The 23,569-nt window shown below is 66.5% G+C and carries 23 protein-coding genes; 10 read left to right on the forward strand and 13 right to left on the reverse strand.

The genetic code is table 11. The features are described from left to right. Nucleotides 1–67: 67 nt before the first annotated feature. A complete protein-coding gene (locus DBZ45_RS06015) occupies nucleotides 68–523 on the reverse strand; it encodes an Lrp/AsnC family transcriptional regulator (RefSeq protein ID WP_111903033.1) in 456 nt (151 codons plus the stop codon). A 105-nt stretch (nucleotides 524–628) separates the two neighbouring features. Here DBZ45_RS06015 and DBZ45_RS06020 point away from each other — a divergent pair, with 105 nt between their 5' ends. Beyond that, nucleotides 629–1,276, forward strand: coding sequence for a LysE family translocator (locus tag DBZ45_RS06020; protein WP_111903034.1), 648 nt, complete (start codon nucleotides 629–631; stop codon nucleotides 1,274–1,276). A 68-nt stretch (nucleotides 1,277–1,344) separates the two neighbouring features. On the opposite strand, the gene DBZ45_RS06025 is transcribed toward DBZ45_RS06020, so the two are convergent. From DBZ45_RS06025 to DBZ45_RS06050, 6 genes are all read right to left on the reverse strand, one after another. After that, nucleotides 1,345–1,704, reverse strand: coding sequence for a YybH family protein (locus DBZ45_RS06025; RefSeq protein ID WP_111903035.1), 360 nt, complete (start codon nucleotides 1,702–1,704; stop codon nucleotides 1,345–1,347). Between the two features lie 61 nt (nucleotides 1,705–1,765). Further along, complete coding sequence (locus DBZ45_RS06030; protein WP_111903036.1) at nucleotides 1,766–2,728, reverse strand: hypothetical protein; 963 nt, start codon at nucleotides 2,726–2,728, stop codon at nucleotides 1,766–1,768. A 26-nt stretch (nucleotides 2,729–2,754) separates the two neighbouring features. Further along, nucleotides 2,755–3,258 (reverse strand): DUF456 domain-containing protein, encoded by a 504-nt coding sequence (locus DBZ45_RS06035; RefSeq protein WP_111903037.1) that lies wholly within the window; start codon nucleotides 3,256–3,258, stop codon nucleotides 2,755–2,757. 139 nt (nucleotides 3,259–3,397) lie between these two features. Next, the gene (locus tag DBZ45_RS06040; RefSeq protein ID WP_111903038.1) at nucleotides 3,398–4,603 is read right to left on the reverse strand and encodes an NAD(P)-dependent malic enzyme; all 1,206 of its coding nucleotides are present in this window, start codon (nucleotides 4,601–4,603) and stop codon (nucleotides 3,398–3,400) included. A gap of 291 nt (nucleotides 4,604–4,894) precedes the next feature. Next, nucleotides 4,895–5,458, reverse strand: coding sequence for a TetR/AcrR family transcriptional regulator (locus DBZ45_RS06045; protein WP_223256954.1), 564 nt, complete (start codon nucleotides 5,456–5,458; stop codon nucleotides 4,895–4,897). 156 nt (nucleotides 5,459–5,614) lie between these two features. Further along, nucleotides 5,615–6,916 (reverse strand): MFS transporter, encoded by a 1,302-nt coding sequence (locus tag DBZ45_RS06050; RefSeq protein ID WP_111903188.1) that lies wholly within the window; start codon nucleotides 6,914–6,916, stop codon nucleotides 5,615–5,617. Nucleotides 6,917–7,075: 159 nt separating this feature from the next. On the opposite strand from DBZ45_RS06050, the gene rraA reads away from it, so the two are divergent. From rraA to DBZ45_RS06065, 3 genes are all read left to right on the forward strand, one after another. Beyond that, complete coding sequence (gene rraA / locus DBZ45_RS06055) at nucleotides 7,076–7,564, forward strand: ribonuclease E activity regulator RraA (protein ID WP_111903039.1); 489 nt, start codon at nucleotides 7,076–7,078, stop codon at nucleotides 7,562–7,564. A 209-nt stretch (nucleotides 7,565–7,773) separates the two neighbouring features. Next, complete coding sequence (locus DBZ45_RS06060; RefSeq protein WP_111903040.1) at nucleotides 7,774–9,438, forward strand: MDR family MFS transporter; 1,665 nt, start codon at nucleotides 7,774–7,776, stop codon at nucleotides 9,436–9,438. A gap of 316 nt (nucleotides 9,439–9,754) precedes the next feature. Beyond that, entirely contained in the window at nucleotides 9,755–11,191 is a 1,437-nt protein-coding gene (locus tag DBZ45_RS06065; RefSeq protein ID WP_111903041.1) for a sugar porter family MFS transporter, read from the forward strand. A gap of 93 nt (nucleotides 11,192–11,284) precedes the next feature. Here DBZ45_RS06065 and DBZ45_RS06070 read toward each other — a convergent pair whose 3' ends face one another. After that, nucleotides 11,285–11,665: a winged helix-turn-helix transcriptional regulator gene (locus DBZ45_RS06070; protein WP_111903042.1), complete on the reverse strand. Its 381-nt coding sequence runs from the start codon at nucleotides 11,663–11,665 to the stop codon at nucleotides 11,285–11,287. 97 nt (nucleotides 11,666–11,762) lie between these two features. Between DBZ45_RS06070 and DBZ45_RS06075 the strand changes: the two genes are divergently transcribed. Next, the gene (locus DBZ45_RS06075; protein WP_111903043.1) at nucleotides 11,763–12,635 is read left to right on the forward strand and encodes an SDR family oxidoreductase; all 873 of its coding nucleotides are present in this window, start codon (nucleotides 11,763–11,765) and stop codon (nucleotides 12,633–12,635) included. 306 nt (nucleotides 12,636–12,941) lie between these two features. Here the strand turns inward: DBZ45_RS06075 and DBZ45_RS06080 are convergent, their stop codons facing one another. The 3 genes from DBZ45_RS06080 to DBZ45_RS06090 are packed head-to-tail and all read right to left on the reverse strand — an operon-like array spanning nucleotide 12,942 to nucleotide 16,911. Next, nucleotides 12,942–14,105 (reverse strand): mannitol-1-phosphate 5-dehydrogenase, encoded by a 1,164-nt coding sequence (locus DBZ45_RS06080; RefSeq protein WP_111903044.1) that lies wholly within the window; start codon nucleotides 14,103–14,105, stop codon nucleotides 12,942–12,944. Beyond that, nucleotides 14,105–16,129 (reverse strand): PTS mannitol transporter subunit IICBA, encoded by a 2,025-nt coding sequence (locus DBZ45_RS06085; protein ID WP_111903045.1) that lies wholly within the window; start codon nucleotides 16,127–16,129, stop codon nucleotides 14,105–14,107. Before DBZ45_RS06085 ends, DBZ45_RS06080 begins: the two co-directional genes overlap by 1 nt. A 53-nt stretch (nucleotides 16,130–16,182) precedes the next feature. After that, entirely contained in the window at nucleotides 16,183–16,911 is a 729-nt protein-coding gene (locus tag DBZ45_RS06090; protein WP_087872806.1) for a TetR/AcrR family transcriptional regulator, read from the reverse strand. A gap of 162 nt (nucleotides 16,912–17,073) precedes the next feature. On the opposite strand from DBZ45_RS06090, the gene ptsP reads away from it, so the two are divergent. After that, nucleotides 17,074–18,759: a phosphoenolpyruvate--protein phosphotransferase gene (ptsP, locus tag DBZ45_RS06095; protein ID WP_111903046.1), complete on the forward strand. Its 1,686-nt coding sequence runs from the start codon at nucleotides 17,074–17,076 to the stop codon at nucleotides 18,757–18,759. Nucleotides 18,760–18,834: 75 nt separating this feature from the next. Here the strand turns inward: ptsP and DBZ45_RS06100 are convergent, their stop codons facing one another. Then, nucleotides 18,835–19,671 carry an alpha/beta fold hydrolase gene (locus tag DBZ45_RS06100; protein WP_223256955.1) on the reverse strand — a complete coding sequence of 279 codons (837 nt, stop codon included), beginning with the start codon at nucleotides 19,669–19,671 and terminating at the stop codon, nucleotides 18,835–18,837. Nucleotides 19,672–19,719: 48 nt separating this feature from the next. Between DBZ45_RS06100 and DBZ45_RS06105 the strand changes: the two genes are divergently transcribed. From DBZ45_RS06105 to DBZ45_RS06120, 4 genes are all read left to right on the forward strand, one after another. Next, nucleotides 19,720–20,154, forward strand: coding sequence for a helix-turn-helix domain-containing protein (locus DBZ45_RS06105; RefSeq protein WP_111903048.1), 435 nt, complete (start codon nucleotides 19,720–19,722; stop codon nucleotides 20,152–20,154). A 135-nt stretch (nucleotides 20,155–20,289) separates the two neighbouring features. Continuing rightward, nucleotides 20,290–21,066, forward strand: coding sequence for a FadR/GntR family transcriptional regulator (locus tag DBZ45_RS06110; RefSeq protein WP_111903049.1), 777 nt, complete (start codon nucleotides 20,290–20,292; stop codon nucleotides 21,064–21,066). 1 nt (nucleotide 21,067) lies between these two features. Beyond that, entirely contained in the window at nucleotides 21,068–21,787 is a 720-nt protein-coding gene (locus DBZ45_RS06115) for a PDC sensor domain-containing protein (protein ID WP_111903050.1), read from the forward strand. A gap of 119 nt (nucleotides 21,788–21,906) precedes the next feature. Next, a complete protein-coding gene (locus DBZ45_RS06120) occupies nucleotides 21,907–22,194 on the forward strand; it encodes a hypothetical protein (RefSeq protein WP_146617458.1) in 288 nt (95 codons plus the stop codon). Nucleotide 22,195: 1 nt separating this feature from the next. Here DBZ45_RS06120 and DBZ45_RS06125 read toward each other — a convergent pair whose 3' ends face one another. After that, the gene (locus DBZ45_RS06125; RefSeq protein WP_111903052.1) at nucleotides 22,196–23,413 is read right to left on the reverse strand and encodes a PucR family transcriptional regulator; all 1,218 of its coding nucleotides are present in this window, start codon (nucleotides 23,411–23,413) and stop codon (nucleotides 22,196–22,198) included. Nucleotides 23,414–23,569: the final 156 nt, after the last annotated feature.

The following is a 23,569-nucleotide window of genomic DNA, read 5'->3' on the forward strand; positions in this document are numbered from 1 at the left end:
GGGGCCCCAAGTGTCCCTTCGCGCTAGCGGAATGTTCGCGTTCGGGGACGACGGCGGCCGGGCCTCCTCAGACAGGCGGGCCTGCATTGGATTTCAGGTTCTTCATCACCAGGGTTGAGGTCAGCCGTTCCACGCCCGGAAGGACCGTCAGCTCGCTGTCGTAGAAACGCTGGTAGGAGGGCAGGTCCGCCGCGATCACCTTGAGCAGGTAGTCCGGCGATCCGAACAGCCGCTGCGCCTCCACGATGTTCGGGTTCTCCGCCACCCGGCTCTCGAAGATCTCCATAGTGGGGCGGTCCACCTGCCGGAGCGTCACGAACACAATCGCCTCAAAACCGAGCCCGACGGCGGCCGGGTCAATGTCCGCCTTATAGCCGCGGATTACGCCGGACTGCTCGAGGTCCCGGAGCCGGCGGTGGCACGGGGCCACGGTGAGCCCCACCTTGGCGGCCAGGGCCGTGGCAGTCATTCTGCCGTCTTCCTTGAGGTGACGCAAGATATTTCTGTCGATATGGTCGATCACGCAAAAATCTTACTCCCAAGGCCGCGATCCAGGCGAAAATGGGCGAGCACTTCTGGCTGCGTTTTGCCTAGGCTTTCCTTACAGCCCAACACGCAGGAGCCCGCCATGAATCCCCAGCTTTTCCTCGCCTTTATCGTGGTCGCAGCCGCCCTCGCCTGTACCCCGGGGGTGGACTGGGCCTACTCCATCACTGCGGGCTTGGGCCGCCGCAGTTTCGTGCCTGCCGTGGCGGGGCTGTGCAGCGGTTACGTACTGCACACCCTGCTGATGGTCGCCGGCCTGGCCGCAGTCCTGGCCAGTATGCCGGGTCTGCTGGGCTGGATCACGGTGGCCGGTGCCGTCTACCTGCTGTGGCTGGGGACTGTCACCATCAGGTCATGGCGCGGTGCGAGCTTCACGGCAGGTGCCGCCGTCGGGAATCCGGGGCAGAATCAGCTCCGGTCCTTCCTCCAGGGCATGGGGACCAGCGGCATCAATCCCAAGGGCCTGCTGTTCTTCCTCGCCCTCGTGCCGCAGTTCGTCAGCGCCGACGCTCCGCTGCCCGTGCCGGTACAGTCCGGACTGCTGGGCCTGACGTTCGTGCTGCTCGCGGCCCTGGTGTACACCTGCGTGGCCCTGCTGTCGCGGAAACTGCTGCAGTCCCGGCCTAATGCGGCCCGCCGCGTGACGCTGACCAGCGGCGTCATCATGGTGCTCCTGGGCGCCGCGCTGCTCTCGGAGCAGCTGCTGCCTGCCCTGGGCAGATTCGTATAAGAGCAGATTCGTACAGAGGCAGCTCCGCGTAGGATCCGGGCCGCCCGGAATCCGACCCGGCGGCAGGCTCAGACCTTCTGCTCCATAAACCACTCGGTGAAGCCCGAGGCCCGCCCGTGGGCATCGAGCCGGATCACCCACAGGTTTTCGTAGTTCGGGCGGTCATCAAGGTACGACGTGCGGCCCTGCACGAACGCGAGGTCGCCGTCGGACCCCAGCAGCGACCATTCGAACGTCCAGTCCTCAGGCTGGTCCGCCGACCCGATCCAGCGCTCCACGATCTGTTCGCGGCCGCGCCACGGGTCGGGGTCGTAGGGCCGCGTGGCGTACACGGCATCCTCGGTGAACAGGGCCCCGATGTCTTCGGGGTCGTTCGTGGTCCATGCTGCTACGTACTTGTCCATCCACTGCCTGATTGCGTCAGTCATGGGTCCGTTGTATCGCGGCCCCGCACTGCCCACAAGAGCCTGCCGCCCACAGGAGCAAGCCTCAGTCCCCTCCGAACTGCTTCCACTTCTGTTCCCACGCCCGGCGCGCTGCGATGTCCTTGCGGATGACCTCGAAGGTTTCGAGCTCCGCCTGCTTGCTTCGCTGCCAATCCCGCGGGTTGAGGGACTTCCGCCCGTTGTCCAGCAGTATCAGGGCGCGGTCGGTCAGGGCGTCGTTGCGGAGGGACAGGCTGGTCTTCTGCCGCCGCAGGACTTCCTTGAGTGCCTGCTGGGCCTGACTGTGGGCGCCTAGCCGGCGGAGCGAACGGGCCCGGATCAGAAGCAGCGCCGCCGACAGGTCGTCCGCATTCATCAGGCCCTCGGTCCAGACCACCACCTCCTGGTCCCGGCCCAAGGCTGCCGCGAGGGCGCACCTCGCCAGCGCGGTGGGCAAGGACGGCGGCAGCCTGACCAGCGTTTCAAGGGCCGCCTCGGTCTGTCCCGTTTCCCGGAGCGAATGGGAGAGCGCAAGGAAAACCGACTCCTCACTAAACAGCACCGGCACCACGACGCGTTCGGCGACTTCCACCCGTGTGACCACGTGCGTGAGGTAACTGGCGGCGAACTGGTTCGCCTCGTCGTCGTTCCTGATGGAAAGCCCGCGCTGCAGGAGCTCCGCGGCCCGCAGGTAACCGCCCTGCTTGTAGGCGAGCAGACCGGCCATCACGCAGCACAGCCCTGCCCAGCCGGGATAGGCGCGGCCGGCGGCGATGAGCCGGTTGGGGTCCGTGCTGGAGAAGATGGCGTCGTACACGGTCCTGGCCGCTTTGCCGGGCAGCAGCTTGAGCCGCGGGACGCTGCCGTCCACGCTGATCCGGGAGTCCCCTCCCCCGAGGACACCGTGGATCAGCCCGCCCATGCCCTCGGCTATTTCGCGCACCGGGGTGCGGACCTTGCCGCCGCCGAAGGGTGTGAGGTCGCGCGTGTCGCGGTAGATCGGTCCTGGAAACTCCCCCGCGCTCATTCCACCATGCTAATAGCGCGACGGATCTAAGCCGAAGCGGCACCCACCCAGACGCCCACCACCCAGGTGCTGGCCGCGAGGCAGGCCAGGCCGAACTCGGCGAGCATTCCCAGGCCCGTGGCCTTCAGGGCGGCCCAGCTGGAAGTCAGGGCGGCCTGGAAATTGCGCGTGCGCAGGACTTCGCTGAGCAGTAGCCCGGCGGCAAAGCCCACGAACAGGCCCACCACGGGAATGACAAACATGCCGGCAATGCCCAGCACAACCCCGACGGCGACGCTCCGGTTGGGAATCCGGTGCTCCTTCAGTTTGCGGCCGGCGAGGACGGCGCTGGCCGCCATGCCTGCCAGCACAAACACCATTCCCACGGCGAAAACCACCCAGCCCGTCACGCCCTCGCCGCCCCAGATTGCCCATGCCAGCAGGCTCAGGCCGATCAGGAAACTGCCGGGCAGGACAGGGATGACGGTGCCGGCGACGCCAACCAGGATGGCCAGGCCGCACAGGACGGTCACAAGGGTTTGGGCGTTCATGTCCCCAGTCTAGGGCGGGGCAGGCCTGGCTTGGTCGGCGGAGCGCGGACTTTGCCGGGAACGACGACGGCGGCGCCTCCCCAGCACGGGAGGCACCGCCGTCGGGCTTCAGTCAGCCCTTTTCAGTCAGCTTCTGGTGTCAGACTGCGTCCGCTTCGACCGCCGCGGCAACAGCGGCCGTGACGGCCGGCGCAACGCGCGGGTCCAGCGGGCTGGGCACAATGTAGGACGCCGACAGCTCGTCATCGGCCAGTTCGGCGATGGCGCGGGCCGCGGCAACCTTCATCGCAGGCGTGATGCGGCGCGCACCGGCGTCCAGAGCGCCGCGGAAGATGCCGGGGAACGCCAGGACGTTGTTGATCTGGTTGGGGAAGTCGCTGCGGCCGGTCGCCACCACTGCGGCGTACTTGGAAGCGACCTCGGGCAGGACTTCGGGGTCCGGGTTGGACAGTGCGAACACGATGGAGCTGTGGTTCATCAGCTTCAGGTGCTCCTCGTCCAGCTTGGAGGAGGAAACGCCGACGAAGACGTCAGCGCCCAGCAGGGCTTCCCCGGGTCCGCCCGAAATGCCGCGCGGGTTGCTGCGCTGCGCCATCTGGGCCTTCTTGCTGTCGGGGTCGGCGGCGATGTCGGCCCGCTCGGAATTGATCACGCCGCGGGAATCCAGCAGCACCACGTCCTCGATGCCCGCGGTGAGCAGGATTTCGGCGATGGCGATGCCCGCGGCGCCGGCACCGGAGATCACTACGCGGAGTTCCTCGAGCCCGCGGCCGGTGACCTTGGCAGCGCCGGTCAGCGCGGCGAGGACTACGACGGCGGTGCCGTGCTGGTCATCGTGCATGACGGGGCAGTCCAGTGCTTCGATGAGCTTTTCCTCCAGCTCGAAACAGCGGGGAGCGGCGATGTCCTCGAGGTTGACGGCACCGAAGCTGGGGCGCAGGCGGACGAGGGTTTCCACGATCTCGTCCACATCGGTGGTGTTGAGGACCAGCGGGATGGAGTCCAGCTCGCCGAAGGCCTTGAAGAGGGCCGACTTGCCTTCCATGACGGGCAGCGAGGCGCTGGGGCCGATGTTTCCCAGGCCGAGGACGGCCGTGCCGTCGCTGACGACGGCCACGAGGCGCTGGGCCCAGGTGTGGCTCTTGGCGAGTTCCGGGTCAGCGTGGATGGCACGGCTGACCTGGGCGACGCCCGGCGTGTAGGCGATGGAAAGGTCCCGCTTGTTGCTGAGGGGAACGGTGCTGGCGATGGAAAGCTTGCCGCCCTCGTGGGCAGCGAAGATCTCCTGGTCAGTCAGCTCTGTGGCTGCGCTGGTGTCATTCGTAGCGATAGTTTCAGTGGACACGTCGTTGTCTCCTGTAGCTAGCCGTGGGCGCACGGCACAGTATGGCTCAAGCAATCGAGGCTCAAGATGGTCAGATACGCGCTTCCGCTGACGGCCCAAAGGTGGCGGGTCCCGTCAGAAAGCCAGTGGAGCTGGTGGGTGCTGGCCACTCCGCTACTGCCATGTTAGACAGGACAAAGGCCCATCTTTTGCCATTTCTGGCCTGCCGGACCGAACGGAACGGTTTTAAAGCTGATTTGTGGCTCATTTCACCGCTTTCCGCAGCCTTTATGACCTACCGGTCTAGACCGGTTACGCAGTATTCCGGGCCAAACGGGAGGTCGGCATCAGCAGCGCGCACGCCCTTTTCAGGTCTTCGTCGGCCTCAAACAGAGACAATCTCCGGCAGCGCACTGACTGGACTAGACCGGTGATGGTCGGCAGTAGGACCCGGGCGACGGCAGGGTCGCCACATACGGCGGTAACGGCGCGTTCAGCCAGGGAATCGATCTCCCGCAGCAGGCCGGTGGTGTCGCGGTCCTTGAGGTAAACACCCTGGCTGAGGCACTGTTCGACGGCGGGCTGCATGACGCGCATGTGGAAGATTTCCATGGCCACACCGGAGAGCGCATGGATGCGGACGGCGCCAGGCCCGGCCCCCGTCTTGAGCTCACCGAGCTGGTGCCGGTAGAGGGCCAACATCAGGTGCGTTGCGGAGGGAAAGTAGCGGTACAGGGTGCCGAGGGGGACGTTGGCCTGGTCGGCAACCTCAGACAGGGTCACGGACTGGAGGCCCTTCCGTGCGAAACCGGCGGCCGCCTCCAAAATCCGGTTATGGCGGCGCTGCTGCCGGGGAAGGGAGGGCGGGTCAGCCATGGGCGGAAGATCAGGCATAGCGTCAAGCATCATCAGTCCGAAGGTTGAGATTCCTGGTGCAGTCAGGGAGAGCCCCATTCCGTGTCCTGCCACGATTCGCGCTCCACTATACGGCACAGGCTTCCGGGCTCCCCGGGAGCCGGACATGTCCCGACGCTAGGCCACACCCTTGATCTTGACCACGAAGACGGCGCCCAGCAGGCCGATGACGGCGGCGGCTATGTAAAGGGATACGTAGCCGCCCCACAGGGTGACGAACGGCCACGCAAGTGCCGGCGCGATGACCTGTGGCAGGGAGTTGGCGACGTTGATGACGCCGAGGTCCTTGCCCCTGTCGGCAGCGTTGGGGAGCACCTGGGTGATGAGCGCGAAGTCCACGGCGAGGTAGGCGCCGAACCCGATCCCCAGCACGCTCGCACCCACGATGCCGCCTACCCAGGTCGGGGCGAAGGCCAGGATCAGTGATGCCAGCGCGATGATCACGGAGGATGCGATCACCAGCGGCTTGCGCTTGCCCGTCCTGTCGCTGAGCCTGCCGCCGATCACGCTGGTGATGATCACGAACACGGCATAAAGCCCAGTCAGCACCAGCACGCCGAACTCGGGTTCGAGGCCTGTGGTTTCCTTCAGGTGCACTGCGTCCGCGAGGAAGAACAGCAGGTACAGGGTCACCATGTGGTTGCCGATGTTGACCAGCAGCCTGGTTATCCAGGCCCAGGCGAAGTCGGGGTGCCCCAAGGGCCGGATGAACCCAAGCAGGAAGCCGCCCCAGGCCAGTGGCTGGCCAGCCCCGGCCGGAAGCGGGGCGTCGTCGCTCTTGACCAGGTACATCACGACACCCGCCACGAGGGCCACAGCGCAGACGATATAGCCGAGCACAAAGTTTCCGCTGACGACGGCGGCAATCACCGCGCCGACCAGGATTCCGGCCGTCTGCCCCATCGCCGCCAAGCCGCCAACCGTAGCGCGCTGCGGGACGGGAACTCGGTCGGGGACGGCGGCGGTGATCGCGGCGTAGGCGCCGTTGCAGCCGGCTTGCACCAGGCACCAGAGCAGCGTCATCACCGCCACGTTCGGCGCCCCCGCCAACCCCACCAACCCAACTGCACCAAGGACGGCGCCGGCCAGCACCCACGGCACGCGCCGGCCGAACCGGGACGCCGTGCGGTCGCTGAAGGCGCCGAAGAGCGGGTTGGCCACCAGCGATACCGCTGCCCCGGCACCTGTCACCAGCGCGAGGATGGCTTCCTTCTGCCCGGGGTCAAAATGCTCCGCCTGCTGCGCGAGGAGCACCTGAATCGGGCCGAAAAACGCCGCGTTGATGCCGAGGTTGACCAGCACCACGCCCGTGACCCAGAGGGACCTGACCCGCTCCGTCGGTTCAGCGAGCTCGGCGGATGACCGCGTACCCGTCAGTCCGGGGTCGGGTACCGCACCGGGTATGTCGGACAGGCTCATGGCGGTCTCCCCCTGGAACATCGTGATGATGGAATCAGACTATCGTGGGCATCAACAGCAACGCGGGGTCATTTACGGCCCAATCCGGGCACCGCATTGGGCGCTAAGTGACCCCGCGTTGCTTTAGACCGGTGCCAACAGACCGCCCGAGGAGAACCAATGACCGCTTCGCCTGCCAATGCCGCCGTCAACACCGCCGATCTCTACGATGAGCGCGGCGACGAGCTGGACTCCATCTCCCTGCAGTTCCAGTCCCTGGGCAGCCACTCGCATTTCAGCGGCCCCGTCCGGACCGTGCGATGCTTCGAGGACAACGCCCTCGTCAAGTCCGTCCTCGCCACACCCGGAAATGGTGCCGTGCTCGTCGTCGACGGCGCCGGTTCCCTGCGGACCGCGCTGATGGGGGACCTGATCGCGGCGAGCGCCGTGGCGAACGGCTGGGCCGGCGTCGTTATTAACGGCGCCATCCGCGACCGTGAGGCCATCGCGGAACTGCCACTCGGAGTCAAAGCCCTGGGCAGCAATCCGCGCAAGAGTGCCAAGGCGGGAGCGGGAGAGACTGACGTGGACCTGGTGATCGACGGCGTGACCATCCGAACCGGCGCCACGATCTGGTGCGATCCGGACGGAATCCTCATCGAGCGCTGAGACGCGCCGCGAGAAGTGAGATCTCGGCGTTTAGGCGCGATCTAAGCGTCGAGATCTCACCTCTCGGCGGGCCCTGACCGGCGGAGCCAACCGCCCCGGAGCAGTCCGAGGGAATTTCCGTTGCTCAGGGGAACAAAGCAGCAAGTAACATAGTTACTGAAAGCAACTATCAAAATGCGATCCCCCTTTCTCTTGACCCTGGAGCAGCCATGTCCAAAACCACCGCAGGACCCGCGCCCGGAGAGGCCCTGACGCAGCGGCAGACCATCACCGTCATGGTGGGGCTGATGCTCGGCATGTTCCTGTCCTCGCTGGACCAGACCATCGTGTCCACCTCCATCTACACCATCGCCAACGACCTCGACGGGCTGTCCCTCCAGGCGTGGGCCACCACGGCATACCTGATCACCTCCACGGTCACCACCCCGCTGTACGGCAAGCTCAGCGACATCTTTGGCCGCCGCCCCCTCTACCTCGCGGCGATCATCATCTTCCTGGCCGGCTCGCTGTATGCCGGCTCCGTGCACTCGATGACCGAACTGGCCATCGCCCGCGGCATCCAGGGCATGGGCGCCGGCGGCCTCCTGGCTCTGGCGCTGACCATCATCGGCGACATCGTCCCGCTCAAGGACCGCGCCAAGTTCCAGGGCTACTTCATGTCCGTGTTCGGCATCTCCTCGGTCCTCGGCCCCGTGGTGGGCGGCGCCTTCGCCGGGTCCGAGAGCATCCTCGGCTTCGACGGCTGGCGCTGGGTGTTCTTCATCAACCTGCCCATCGGCCTGGCCGCGCTGGCCGTGGTGTTCCTCTACCTGCACCTGCCCGCCAAGCACGTCAAGCAGAAGATCGACTACTGGGGCGCCGCAGCGATCACCCTGGCGATCGTGCCGCTGCTGCTCGTCGCCGAACAGGGCCGCAGCTGGGGCTGGACCTCGGCCAACTCCTTCATCTGCTACGGCCTGGGCGTCCTCGGCATCGTTGCGTTCCTGCTGGCCGAGCGCCGCGCCGGCGATTACGCGCTCATCCCCTTGCGGCTCTTCCGCAACGTCACCTTCGGGCTGTCCTCGCTGCTGAACTTCATCATCGGCATCGGCATGTTCGGAGCCATCGCGATGCTGCCAATGTACCTGCAGCTGGTCAAGGGCCTCACGCCCACCGAGGCCGGCCTGATGATGATCACCTTCACCATCGGAATCCTGACCGGCTCCATCACCGCCGGACGCACCATCTCGTCGTCGGGCACCTTCCGGATCTTCCCGATCCTCGGCACCGCCATCCTGACCACCGCCGCCATCGTCATGGGGCTGTCCCTCGGCGCCGACACCGACCTCTGGGTCCCCGGCCTGATCGCGGTCTTCTTCGGCCTGGGCCTGGGCTTCTGCATGCAGCCGCTCACCCTCGCGATGCAGGTCTCGGTGCCCTCGAAGGACATGGGCGTTGGCACCTCCACCGCCGCGTTCTTCCGTTCCATGGGCGGCGCCGTAGGAACGGCCGTGTTCATCTCCATGCTCTTCAGCCTGGCCGCGGACAAGATCGCCAACGGCATGAAGGACGCCGCGCAGAACGCCGACTACCTCAAGGTCCTGACGGACCCGGCCGTCGCCGCCGATCCCGCGAACGCCAAGCTCTATGACTTTTTCAAGAACGGCGCCAGCAACGATTCGCTCAACGACACCAGCTGGCTGCACACCGCGAACCCGGTGCTTACCCGGCCCATCACCGAGGGCTTTGCCCAGTCGATAGACACCGTCATGCTCACCGCTGCCGTCCTCACCGGCATTGCCTTCCTCATCAGCTTCGCGCTGCCGAAGAAGAAGCTCACGGATCCGAAGGCAGTTGCTCAGGGAGCAGGAGCAGAGTCCGTTCCGGCGCACTAGCCACACCTGCTCGTCACGGCAGGCAGCCTTTCGGGCTGCCTGCCGTTCTGTTTTCCCGGAATCCCGCGCCCTTCGCGGCCCAGGGCGGCCAAAAGACCGCGCCGCGTGGCGCGCCGCCAGCCACCGGTTCCCGGATGCGGCACCAAACGGACGACGACGGCGGGACCTCCCTCCGTCGTCGTCATCCGTCCCGGAGTGGATCAGCGCCCGGTGGCGTGGCACACTGTTAGGCGCGTGTGCGCCGGCCGACAGGGCCGGTTTTCCGCAGCCGACGACGTTTGCACCGCATCCACCACCCCCGAACCAAGGGAGAACCATGTCCACCGACAAGCAGACAACCGCCAAGATCCCCAAGCGGGTGATCTGGCTGGCGCTTGCCGGCGCCGTGGGCGGCTTCCTGTTCGGCTTTGACTCGTCCGTGGTCAACGGCGCCGTGGACGCCATGAAGGATGAATTCGCGCTCGGCGAGGCCGTCACCGGCTTCGCCGTGGCCGTGGCACTGCTGGGCTGCGCGGCCGGCGCGTACATGGCCGGCAAGGTGGCGGACCGCTACGGCCGCATCCCCGCCATGAAGCTGGGGGCACTGCTGTTCCTCATCAGCGCCATCGGCACCGGCTTCTGCTTCAGCGTCTGGGACCTCATCTTCTGGCGCCTGGTGGGCGGGCTGGGCATCGGCCTGGCCTCGGTGATTGCCCCGGCGTACATCTCCGAAATTTCGCCCCGGCACGTCCGCGGCCGGCTGGCGTCGCTGCAGCAGCTGGCCATCACCACGGGTATCTTCGCCGCCCTGCTGTCCGACGCCCTGTTCGCCACGTCTGCAGGAGGTGCGCACCAGGCATTCTGGCTGGGCATCGAGGCCTGGCGCTGGATGTTCCTGGCCGCCGCTGTTCCGGCCGTGCTCTACGGGGTGGTCGCCTACACGCTCCCCGAGTCCCCGCGCTTCCTGGTGGTCCAGGGCAAGGAGGACCTGGCCCGGAAGGTCTTCGACTCCATTGCCCCGGATGAAGACACCGACCGTCACCTGCGGGAAATCCGTGAGGCTATCGAGGAGGACCAGCTCGCGGGCAGGAAGGGCTCGCTGCGCGGCAAGGCGTTCGGCCTGCAGGCCGTGGTCTGGATCGGCATCACGCTGTCCGTCCTGCAGCAGTTTGTGGGCATCAACGTGATCTTCTACTACTCCACCACGCTCTGGAAGGCCGTAGGGTTCCAGGAAAAGGACTCGCTGACCATCTCGGTGGCCACGTCCATCACCAACATCCTGGTCACGCTCGTGGCCATCGCCCTCGTGGACAGGATCGGGCGCCGCCCCATTCTGCTGGCCGGCTCCATCGGCATGGCCGTTTCCCTCGGCGCCATGGCCCTGGCCTTCGCCTCGGCCACAGGCACGGGCTCCGACATCACGCTGCCCGGCGCCTGGGGTCCCGTTGCCCTCGTGGCCGCGAACGTGTTCGTAATCAGCTTCGGCGCATCCTGGGGACCGCTGGTGTGGGTGTTGCTGGGCGAGATCTTCCCGGCCCGCATCCGCGCCCGCGCCCTGGGCCTTGCCGCAGCCGCCCAGTGGATCGCCAACTTCGCCATCACGCTGAGCTTCCCCGTGATGGCCGCAGGCTCGCTGCCGCTGACGTACGCCATGTACGCGCTCTTCGCGGCGGCTTCATTCTTCTTCGTCATGTACAAGGTGCCGGAGACGAACGGCATGTCGCTGGAACAGGCTGAGACCCTGTTTGTTCCGAAGGGGTCCGTCAAGGTCTGACCGGCTCTTGGCTCCTCCGGCATGAAAACGGAAGACGCCCACGTTCCCTACTTTGTCTTGGGAACGTGGGCGTTTTCTGCTTAAGACTGTTGGTTAGGACTGGGGACGGTTCACGATCGCCTCGGCATGCTCGGCCACCCACGCGACCAGTGGCAGCAGCAGGGCGGCCAGTTCCTCCCCGCGGCCGGTCAGGCTGTAGTCCACCCGGGGCGGGATTACCGGCTGGGCGTCGCGGCGGACGAACCCGTCGGCTTCGAGGGTCTTCAGCGTCTGGGCGAGCATCTTCTCGCTGATGCCTTGGGCACGGCGGCGTAGTTCGCTCCAGCGCTGGGGCCCTTCGGACAGCGCCACCAGGAGCAGCACGCCCCACTTGCTCGTGACGTGGTCCAGCACGGTCCGGCTGGGGCAGCCCGCGGGAAAGATCCCGTCGGCGAAGGGGAACGCGGGGACCATAACTGGGGTACTTACCTTCATGACAGTACCTTACCTTAAAGTGCGTACTCTCTTTTGGGAAGCATTCCCGAATGAACCGGGTTGGCATCACTGACAGTCACCTCAGAAAGGACCAATCATGACCATCGTCATCACCGGAGCCACCGGACAGCTCGGCCGTCTTGTCGTCGAAGCACTGCTTGAAAGCGGCCTCCCCGCGGAGCAGATCGTGGCCGCAGGCCGAACCGTGGACAGGATCGCCGACCTCGGCCAGCGCGGCGTCCAGGTCCGCACCATCGACTACAGCCAGCCGGAGTCCCTTCGGCAGGCGTTCGCAGGCGCGGACAAGGTCCTGCTGGTTTCAGGCAGCGAGGTTGGCCAGCGCGTCGAGCAGCACCGGAACGCCATCCAGGCGGCCAAGGAGGCCGGCGTCGGGCTGATCGCCTACACCAGCGTCGCCAACGCTGACACCACCGCCATGAAGCTGGCCGCCGAGCACATCGCCACTGAAGAGATCCTCCGGGACTCCGGCGTGCCGTTCGTCCTGCTCCGCAACGGCTGGTACCTGGAGAACTACACCGGCCAGCTCCCGGTCCAGGTCCAGCACGGCGCCGTTCTCGGCAGCGCCGGCGACGGCCGCGTCAGCGCCGCGGCCCGGGCCGACTACGCTGCGGCGGCAGCAGCAGTGCTGCTCCAGGATGACCAGGCCGGCAAGGTCTACGAGCTGGGCGGCGACGATGCCTTCACCCTTAGCGAGCTGGCCGGGGAGGTCAGCGCGGCGTCGGGCAAGCCCGTGGAGTACAAGGACCTGCCCGCGGAGAAGTACACCGAGGTCCTCGTGGACGCCGGACTGCCGGAGCCCTACGCGGCCATCCTGGCTGACAGCGACCTCGGCATCGCCCGGGGCGATCTCCTTGTCACCAGCGGAGACCTCAGCGCCCTGATTGGCCGGCCCACCACGCCGCTGCGCGAAGCCGTGCAGGCTGCTGCCGTGAGCCTGCCGGCAAGCTAACCCAAGGCACACGCTGCATCAGATCCTGCAGGCTTTCTTCAAACCCTTCCTCACGTCCTGCAGGTTTCCGGGCAACCCTTCCTCACTTGGCGTCAGCAGGATTCCCCCGAACCGGTCTCAGGTGAGGAAGGGTCGCACCAAAGGCGACAGGAGCTGAGGGCGCGTCGGGAGAAAAGCCGCAGGAGCTGAGGGCGCGTCGGGAGAAAAGCCGCAGGAGCTGAGAGAGCGTCCGAATGGTGCCTGTTAAACGCCCGACGCCGGAACTCACCTTGGGTTCCGGCGTCGGGCGTTTAACGGTTGTGCCAGCTAGGCCGGGGCGGCGACATCCTCCGCTTTGCGTTCCTCGACGAGGCCGCATACCGCCGCGAAGAGCGGGTGGTCCTGCCCCAGTCCGGTGATGCGCTCCGTGGCCGCGGCCGGTTCGGACGAGGCCAGGATCTGGCCAAGCTCAACGGCCTCGGTGTCGGCGGGGTCGTTGAAGCGCAGTGCAGCAGCGATGGCCCCGAGCAGGGCCTCCGGGACGATCCCGCGTTCGGCCAGTTCCGCCGCCGGGCCGATGAACCGCTCGTGCCGGCTGAGCTTGCGCAGCGGCGCGCGCCCCACGCGGTTCACGGTGTCCGGCAGGTGCGGGTTGGTGAAGCGGCCCAGGATCTTCTGGACGTAGGCTTCCTGCTCGTCGTAGCTGAAGCCGTGTTTGGACACGAGGAGCTGCTTGGTCTCGTCCAGCACGGCGCGCACGTCCGCGGCAACGTCCTCGTCCGCCATGGCGTCGGAGATCTTCTCCAGCCCGGCTTCAAAACCGAAGTAGGCCGCGGAGGCGTGGCCCGTGTTCACCGTGAACAGCTTGCGCTCGATGTAGGGCCCCAGCTCGTCCACGAAGGTGGCACCCGGTATCACCGGGGCGGCACCCCCGAACGGCGTGCGGTCGATGACCCATTCGTAGAACGTCTCCACCGTGACGTCCAGGCCCTGCCCGGGTTCCTGGTTGGGCACGATGCGGTCCACGGCTGTGTTGGCGAACACCGCCGAGTCCGCCAAGGATCCGGCGGCCTCGTCCCAGGACGAGACGATCGACTCGCGCAGGATGTCCGTCGCGTTGATGGCGTTCTCACACGCCATCACCTGCAGCGGCGGCAGCCCTGCGGCCCGGGCGGCGATTCCCTTGGCGATCGCGGGGGCCACGAACTTCAGGATGTGCGGGCCCACCGCTGTGGTGACGATGTCCGCCGTCGCGATTTCCTCGATGAGCTGCGCCTCCTGGGTGCCGGAGTTCACGGCCCGGAAGTTGTCCACCGTGCGCACGGCGGGGTGCTCCCCCACCTCGTGCACGCTGTAGCTGTCCGCTCCGGCGAGCTCGGAGATCAGGGCATCCGCAACGTCGGCGAACACCACCTCATACCCGGCCTCGTGCAGCAGTAGGCCAACAAACCCCCGGCCGATGTTGCCGGCCCCAAAATGTACAGCCTTCACTATGCGTTGACCTTTCCGAACAGTTCCAGGACTTCGTCCACGGATGTGGCCGCCTCAAGCTGCGCCACCTGCGCCTTGTTCGTGAAGACCTTGGCGATCGAGGACAGGATGTGCAGGTGCTCGTTGTTGACACCGGCCACGCCCACCACGAACTTGACCTGCTTGCCGTTCCAGTCGATCCCCTCGGGGTAGCGGATTACCGCGACGGCCGACTTCCGGATGTGGTCCTTGGCGGCATTGGTGCCGTGCGGGATGGCCAGGAAGCTGCCCATGTACGTGGAGACGGACTCCTCGCGCTCGTGCATCGCGCGGATGTAGTCCTCGTCCACCGCCCCGCGCGCCAGCAGCAGCTGGCCCGCCTCGTCGATCGCGTCATCCCGGGTGGAGGCGGTGCCGTTCAGGACCACGCTCTCCGGCACCAGGATGTCCGACGGCGCCGCGACAGTTTCGGAGGCAGCGTCAGTTCCGGCAGTTGCGGAAGCCCCGGCGGCGGCTGCGCCGGCACTGGTACCGGCTTCGGCGGGGGCCTCGGCGCCTTCGGCATTGCTGCGCTGGACCATTTCCACGATCTCTTCATAGCGCGGGCTGTTCATGAAGTTGTCCACGGAGACGTGGACGGCGCTGGCCGTGGCCGGCTTGGCACGCTCGGTCAGGTCTTGGTGCGTGACCACCACGTCGTAGGTGTCGCTGAGGTTGGCGATGGACGCATTGGTGACCTTCACGTCCGGGAACCCGGCCGCCTTGATCTTGTTGCGCAGCACGGAGGCACCCATGGCGCTGGAGCCCATGCCGGCATCGCACGCGAACACGATGTTGCTGATGGGACCGGTCAGAACACCCACACCGCCACCGGTGCCCGCGCCGGTCAGCACGGAGGAAACCGAGCTCTTCTTGCCCTTCATGGCTTCCATCTTCGCGGTGGCGTCTCCGAGGTCAGCCTCGTCGCTGTGACGGGTTGTGCGCAGGATCAGCGAGGCCACGAGGAAGGAAACGGTGGCGGCAAGGAGCACGGAGAGGATCACGCCGAGGTAGCTGTCGCGGGACGTCTGGGCGATGACGGCGATGATGGATCCCGGGGCCGCCGGGGCCACGAGGCCGGAGTTGGTAACAGCCAGGGTAGCGATGCCAGTCATGCCGCCGGCGATCGCCGCCAGGATCAGCAGCGGGCGCATGAGGACGTACGGGAAGTAGATCTCGTGGATGCCGCCGAAGAAGTGGATGAGGGCCGCGCCGGGAGCAGAGGCCTTGGCGGCGCCACGGCCGAAGAACATGTAGGCGAGCAGGATGCCCAGGCCCGGGCCGGGGTTCGCCTCCAACAGGAACAGGATGGACTTGCCCTGGTCCAGCGACTGCTGGATGCCCAGCGGGGTCAGTACCCCGTGGTTGATGGCGTTGTTGAGGAACAGAACCTTGGCCGGTTCGATGAAGATGCTGGTCAGGGGCAGCAGTCCGTTGTTCACGAGGAACTGGACCACGTTGCCGGCGGCCGTGCTGAACGCCTGGACCAGGGGGGAGATGCCGTAGAAGCCCAGCATGGCGAGCAGTGCGCCCCAGATGCCTGCGGAGAAGTTGTTCACCAGCATCTCGAAGCCGGGGCGGATCTTGCCATCCCAAATGGCGTCGATCTTTTTCATGGTCCAGCCGCCGAGGGGGCCCATGATCATGGCGCCGATGAACATCGGGATGCCGGCGCCGACGATCACGCCCATGGTGCCGATGGCACCGACGACGCCGCCACGGACGTCATAGACCATCTTGCCGCCGGTGTAGGCGATCAGGAGAGGCAGCAGGTAGGTGATCATGGGACCCACGAGGCCAGTGTTCGGAACTCCTTCGGCATTCGTGCCAAAGCCGCCGAGCTGCGGTACCGGGATCCATCCCTTTTCGATGAACAGGGCGGTGATGATGCCCCAGGCGATGAACGCACCGATGTTGGGCATGATCATGCCGGACAGGAACGTCCCGAACCTCTGGACGTGCACCCGCGCACTGGTTTTGGGTTTTGCAACTGTCTCTGTTGCCATTTGATTTCCTAACGTGGTCCCTGCGGCACCGCAGGATGGTCCGATAGTTTCGTCTAGCTGGTGGAACTGGTGGAGATCCGGTGGAGCCATTCGAGAAAAAGCTTGAGTTCCGAGCTGGTGAGCTGGTCCGAGTGGGATGCCTGCAGCGCCGCGTTCAGCGCGATGGCAGCCACCACCACGGATGACTTCCCGGAGTCCTCCGGTCCCGCGTCCCGCCCCTGGTCCCTGGACACCGCAAAGATCATGGCGTCCCGGGTCATCGTGGACAGCTCCAGGTTCCGTTCCGCCGCCGGTTCTGCGATCAGCATGAGCGTCACGCCCACGTTGGCGGCCAGGATGCTCCTGGCGGCCTCCCGTGGCTGGACGTTCAGCTGGCCGGCCGCAGCAGCCTTGTTCAGCATTTCCTCCAGGAGCCCCTCCGCATCGGCAACGATGGCGGGGCGGCTCTCAGGGCGGATGTTACCGAACATGACCAGATAAAGTTCGGGCTGCTTGAGCCCGAACTGCACGTGGTTGTCCCACATCCGCCGGATGTCCACCAGCGGCTGTCCGGACGGGGCGAAGTCCCTCTCGCCCGCCACATACTCTTCGAAACCCGCGGCGACAACTGCGTCAAACAAGCCCTCCTTGTCACCGAAATGGTGATAGAGGGTGGGCGCCGTAACGCCCGCCAGCTGCGTGATCTGGCGGGTGGAAACAGCTGCCCCTGCGGATTTGGCCAGCAACTCGGCTGCCGCACGCAACAGCCTCATTTTGGGCGGAAGCTGGCCATCGAAACTCATAACCGCTACCCTAGCACCTATAGCAACGCTATATGAACTGAATCACATACAATTTTTTCAGGCACCGCAACGCAGCATCGGACGTAGCCCTTCCGAGCTTCCGGGCTCCCGCCCGGGTGGATACCGGCGGGCCTGGCTACCGGCAGAGAACGAGGACCTTCAGTGCAGAACTTCCCAGGAGTAGGCGTCAGCCCCGGCCGCATCATCGGCAGGATCCGCCAGATGCCCAAGCCCATCAGCGAACCTCCGGCCGGCGAACAGCTGGCTGCCGGAACCACCCCCGAAGAGGCGACGGCAGCACTGAAGGCCGCAGCGGGTGCCGTCCATGATGAGCTGAAGGCCCGCGCAGACCACGCCACCGGTGATGGCAAGGCCGTCCTGGAAGCCACGGCCCTGATGGCCAAGGACACCATGCTGATCAAGGGCGCGGCCAAGCTGATCGCCCGCGGCACCTCGCCGCAGCGGGCCATCTGGGAATCCGGCTCCTCGGTTTCTGAAATGTTGCTCAACCTCGGCGGTTACATGGCTGAGCGCGCCACCGACATCCTGGATGTGCGCGCCCGCATCGTGGCCGAACTCCGGGGCGTATCCGCGCCGGGCATCCCGTCGTCGAACGAACCGTTCATCCTGGTGGCCGAGGACCTAGCCCCCGCCGACACCGCCACCCTCGATCCCAACAAGGTCCTCGCCCTGGTCACCGCCGGCGGCGGTCCGCAGTCCCACACCGCGATCATCGCCCGCTCTCTCGGCCTGCCGGCCGTCGTGGCAGCTGTGGGCGTGGACGAACTCCCGGACGGCACCGAGGTTTACGTCGACGGCGCCGCAGGTTCCATCACGGCCGGCCCCGACGAGTCACTGCGCGCGGCCGCCGAGGCCTGGGCCGCCACGGCGTCCCTCCTCGCCGATTTCAACGGGACGGGTTCGACGGCGGACGGCCACCTGGTGCCCCTCCTCGCCAACGTGGGCGGGGCCAAGGACGCCCAGGCCGCGGCCAAGCTCGGTGCCCAGGGCGTGGGCCTGTTCCGCACCGAGTTCTGCTTTCTCGAACGTGACACCGAGCCCACCGTCGAGGAACAGGCCGCCGCATACAAGGGCGTGTTCGATGCCTTCCCCGGCAAGAAGGTGGTGCTCCGCACCCTGGACGCCGGCGCGGACAAGCCGCTCCCGTTCCTCACGGACTCCACCGAACCCAATCCGGCCCTGGGCGTCCGCGGCTACCGCACCGACTTCACCACGCCGGGCGTCCTCGACCGGCAGCTGGAGGCGATTGCGCAGGCCGAAAAGGAGTCGGAGGCTGACGTCTGGGTCATGGCTCCAATGATTTCGACGGCGGAGGAAGCAGCCCGCTTCGCCACGATGTGCGCCGAAGCCGGCATCAAGACGCCGGGCGTGATGGTGGAGGTTCCCTCCGCCGCCCTCACCGCCGACACCATCCTGCGCGAAGTGGCCTTCGCCAGTCTGGGAACCAACGACCTCACCCAGTACGCCATGGCCGCCGATCGCCAGCTGGGTCCTCTCGCCGGGCTGAACACGCCGTGGCAGCCTGCTGTGCTGCGCCTCGTGGGCCTGACCGTTGAGGGTTCACGGGCAGAGGGGCACAACAAGCCGGTGGGCGTCTGCGGCGAGGCCGCGGCGGACCCGGCCCTCGCCGTCGTGCTGACCGGCCTGGGCGTCACCACCCTGTCCATGACCGCCCGTTCGCTCGCGGCGGTGGCCGCCGTTCTGAAGACCGTCACGCTGGCGGAGGCACAGGAGCTGGCCAAGCTGGCCCTGTCCGCGCCGAGCGCCGTGGAAGCCCGGGCATGGGTCCGGGAAAAGCTGCCAGTCCTGGAAGAACTCGGGCTGTAGTTCGACTGCTCACGGAAGGCAGCGCTCGGAATTCCGGGCGCTGCCTTCCTGGCGTTCAGGCCGTCATATTGGCGTTCAGGCCGTGGAGCCTCCGGCTGCCGCCGAGCCCTCGGCCGCGGTGCCGGCCCAGCGCCGGATGGCCCGGGCAACATCTTCGGGAGCGGCGTCCTGAACAACGTGCCCGCACCCGGGCACCTCTGCAAACGCACCGTCCGGCGCCTGCGCGGCGAGGAACTGGCACCATGGCCGGCGGGCGATCGGATCCCTTCCGCCACGGAGCACGAGCACCGGCTGGGCCACGCCCCGAATCCGGGAGTCGAGCGGATACTCCATCATCACCGGCAGTTCGGTCAGATACCACCGAAACCCCGTCCGGCAATAGTCGGTGAAGACCACGGCATTGGTGGACGGCGGCTCACAGAACAGGGAATCTCGCGTCAGCGCCAGCGCATGCCAGGCTGCACTCCTGCGTTCGGGATCCACCACCGGACCCATGAGCACTGTCCGGCTCACCAGCCCCGGCGCCTGAAGCGCCAATTCCACGGCGAACTGGACCCCCATGGAATGGCCCACCACAATGCAGGACTCCACGCCATACTCCGCCAGAACCGCCGCAACGAACGCCGCATATTCGCCCACAGTCACCTGGCGCCCGGGGCGGGGCGTGCCGTCGAAACCCGGCAGGTCGAAGGAGTAGACGGCAGCACCCCCTTCGGCTCGCTCCGGCTGCTGGTTCTGTTCCTTCGGGCCACCCGCCAGTTCGACATGCAGCCGGGCGAGGTAGCGGTGCGAGACGCCGATACCGTGGAGCAGCACATAGGCCGGCTGCCCGGCGGCCGACGCCTCATTCGACGTGTACAGGCGGCCCGTCAAGCCGTTCGCCGTCACCGCTGCTCCATCGCTCAGTCTCATCCGCCGAGCATATCCAACTCACCGTTCCGCAGCGGTTAGGCTTCTGCCATGGCTCTCATTGCTCCCAGGGTGGCGCCCGCCCTTCCTGCCGACGAGGCACTGGCGCTGCAGCGCGCGCTCGACGGCGGCACTGACATCACCGTGTTCGTGGACGGCACTGTCCACCGCCTCCCGCCCCAGGCGCGGGACGCCGTCGTCGATCTCCTGGCCAGGTTCAGCCGCGGCGAAGCGGTGACCGTAAGCAGCGTTGAAGAAATGCTCACCACCTCAAAGGCGGCCGAACTGGCCGGCATCTCGCACACCTACCTGCGGAATATGACAGACCGTGGTGAGATTCCGGTGGAATACCGCGGCACACACCGCCGCATCCGGCTGGCCGCCGTCATGGCATGGCTGGAGGGGCAGAAAAAGAAGCAGGCGGCAGCGGCCGCGGCCGGAGGAGCCCCCGACGCCGGGACCTCCGACGCCGCGAGCGGACAGTAGCGCCTCACCCCGGGTTGGCGGTGGCTGGAACGATAAACGTGCAAAGATTGAAGGTAATCGGAAAAGCGCCGGCGCCCGAAGCTTTGAGCATCGACGCTGGCGACAGCGGAGCAACGGACTGCGGGAGGCCCGGGCATGGGAAGTGCGGCAATTTCCACCTCCGCCCTTGACCTGCTGCTGCTCCTCCGCGGAAGCGAACCGGAGGGGCTGGGAAGGGCCGACCAGGTTTCCTACCAGATCGAGACGGCCATTCTGATGGGCATCCTCACCGAAGGCGACAGGCTGCCCACGGAGTCTGTGCTTGCCGGTGAACTCGGCATCTCCCCGATTACCCTCCGGCAATCCCTCGCCGCCCTGAGGACCAAGGGCCTGATCGAAACCAGCCGGGGGCGCAGCGGCGGCAGCGTGATTCGCCGGCAGATCGAATTCACGAATTCCCAGTTGCAGGACAAGCTTCGGGATACGAGCACCGAGGCACTCAGGGACCTCGGCGACCTGGGTGCGGCCATCGCCTCGATGTCGGCGCGGCTTGCGGCCGGGCGGGCGGATCCCAAGAACGTCGAGCACCTTGAGGATCTGGCGAGGCGCCACCGGGACTCGGCCGATGACCGGGCCCGACGCCGCATGGACAGCCGGTTCCACGTTGCCGTCAGCATTGCCGCGCAGTCCAGCAGGCTGACCTCGGCAGCCCTTCAGCTTGAAGCCGAGCTGATGACCCTGCGGTGGGGGCGCTCAGGCCAGCCCGGCAGTGACGGCAAGTCCGTGGAAGAACACGCCGCAATCGTTGATGCCATCAGGGCCCGGGACGCTGACGGGGCTGCCAGCGCGGCAGAACGGCACAGCCGCAACGAGACCGAATACTTGATAGAGCAGCATCTCAGGTTGACGATGCGGCCCGAAGAAAGTGCGTGATGTGGAAACCGTAGAAGAAGCCCTCGACCGGACGGCTGCCGCGCTCTCCTCCAGCATCAGCCGCGTTTTCGTTGATCTGGAGAAGATTGCAGGCACTGTTTCGGCGGCGGCGGCGGCCGTGTCAGGCGTACCCCGCCGCAGCGAATTCCTGTTCCTGAAGCAGGAACTGGCCAATTTCATCAAGCTGCACTCGGACATCATCGTCGGAGCCGGCATCGCCTATGCCCCGGGGAGCCTCCGGGAAGCGACCCACTGGCTGGAATGGTGGCGGACGCAGCGGACGGGGGAACCCCGTTTTGTCACCCACGACCTCAACCCGGACTCGCTGAACTACTACGACTACACAACCCGGGACTGGTTCACCATCCCTTCCGCCAGCGGGCAGCCCGTGGCGGTTGGACCCTACGTTGATTTCGGCGGCATCAACGTCAGCATCATCACGCTCTGCGTTCCGACGCCCACAGCGCAGGGCATTCAGATCCTGGGGTGCGACCTGACCCTGGCGAACCTGGAGGGAATCTTCCTGCGGGCCCTTCAGCTCCGCGAGCCCGTGGTGGTCCTGCTGGGACCCAATGGCCGCGTCATCGCGTCCAACAACGCACGCATCGCCACAGGAACCCTGTTCCTGGAAGAGGACATGGCGCGGGCCGACATCTCGGTGGACGTTTCGCCCGCCAACCCCGCGCGTCTGCCCTGGAAGCTGATCACCCTCCGGGATTAGGCTGCCTCGTGGGGCAGTAGATGTCCCGGACTGTCCGCGAAATGACGGGGTGATAAGGATCAAGCAACGATCCCCCGTAACCAGGGTTTCCGGCTGGCGCCCGGGGTTACTCTTTATTCGTGGTGAGATTCAGGGGGTTGCACATCGTGGCGGGCATCGTCGCCATGGGCGTGGCGGCTGCCCTGGGAATCATTATGGGCCTGAACAATACCGCCGTTTTTACCTCCAGCTGCGTGGTTTACGTGGCTGTATCGCTGTTCGTCCAGAGCCGCCTCGAGAAGTTCCGCACCCGGCTTCAGGGACTTCCGCAGCATCTCCCCGACGGCGTCACGCTGGAACGGACCGCAGAGCGGACTACAGAACGTCCTGCCGAGCAGCTGCCCAGCGGCGAAGGCAACGCCGCCTAGTTCAGATCCTTGGCCTTGAAGCCCAGCGCCGCGCCTTCAGGGCGGCGTGCAGCTCCAGCCGCACCATCCCCTTGAGCGGATCGACGCCCAGCAGCTGACGGATGCGGCCCAGCCTGTTGTAGATGCTGCTGCGGTGCAGATGCAGTCTTTCGGCGACGTCCTGGACCGAACCGTCATTGTCGTACAGCAGTTCCAGCACGGGCAGCAATTCACCGTTCCGGTCGTGGTCCTCCAGGGCCCGGAAGTTTACTGAACTTGCATCACTCCAGACCCCGGCCCCGCCGCCGGCCGAAGCCAGGAGCTGGTAGACGCCCGTAGCCCGGCAATCCACCAGCTCACCGAGCCGCGGATCAACCGCCGCCGCCAGGGCGGCAACCTTCGACTGCCGGTACGCCTCTGCCAGGTCTTTGATCCGGCCGAATCCCTCACTGGTTCCCAGGATGATCCGCTCCACGGACCTGCCGGCGCGCTTGGCGAGCTCCAGCTGGTAGTGCACCAGAACCTGCGCCTGGCTGGCGCGCCCTGTGGACTCCCGAAAGAGGACCACGGAATGAGTCTCCGCGCCTGCACTGAACAGGACAGCATCCACGCCAATGGTGGCCTGCAGTGCCGCGGCTCGGTGGATGAGCGTGGAGGCGATCGGGTCCGGGCCGGCCATCCAGCCGTCCGCGTCCAGGACCGTCACCAGCTGCCAGGGCCCGCGGTCCTGGACCTCCTTCCAGCCCGCCACGGCGGCAACCGCGTTGGCTTCCCCTGCACAGGCGGCCAGGAACTCGCGTTCACGGCTGCGCCGGAACTCTGATTCCGCGGTGTTGGAGTCCAGCAGCATTCCGGACAACAGGTCCAGCTCGTCCCGGACGCCGGGCAGCTCGGCAAGGATCGCCGTCGCACTTTGGTCTTCCACGTCCAGCTGCACCCATAAGTAGCCCACCCGGAACCCGCGGACCAGCAGCGGGACACAGACGCGCCCGAGCATGCCCAACTCGTCGTTGGCGGGCACCACCACCGGCCGCACCGCGGTGGCGATGCCGTGCGAGAGCTGCCAGTTTTTGACGTCCAGCGGCACGCGTTTGCTGAGCAGGAAGTTCACCCGGACCCGGTCGGCGTGCGACTGGTTGGAGCTGTAGGCGAGCAGCAAACCGTCGAGATCCTCCAGGGAAAGCCCGCGGCCCAGTTTGAGGGCGACACGTTCGACGAGCTGTTCCACATCCTGCTGCATGCTGACAGACTACGTCCCGCGGGGCGCCGTGAGCGAACGGACATCAGGCGACACCTGACGCCCCTGCGGTCGACATTAGTCGAGCGACCGCGCCGGAAAACCCTGGAATCACGCGGTTCAGCTCAGGGTGAGGCAGTCGATTGCTGTAGTGCGCCT

Origin of the sequence: Arthrobacter globiformis (assembly GCF_003261175.1) — a bacterium.
Lineage (GTDB): Bacteria > Actinomycetota > Actinomycetes > Actinomycetales > Micrococcaceae > Arthrobacter > Arthrobacter globiformis_A.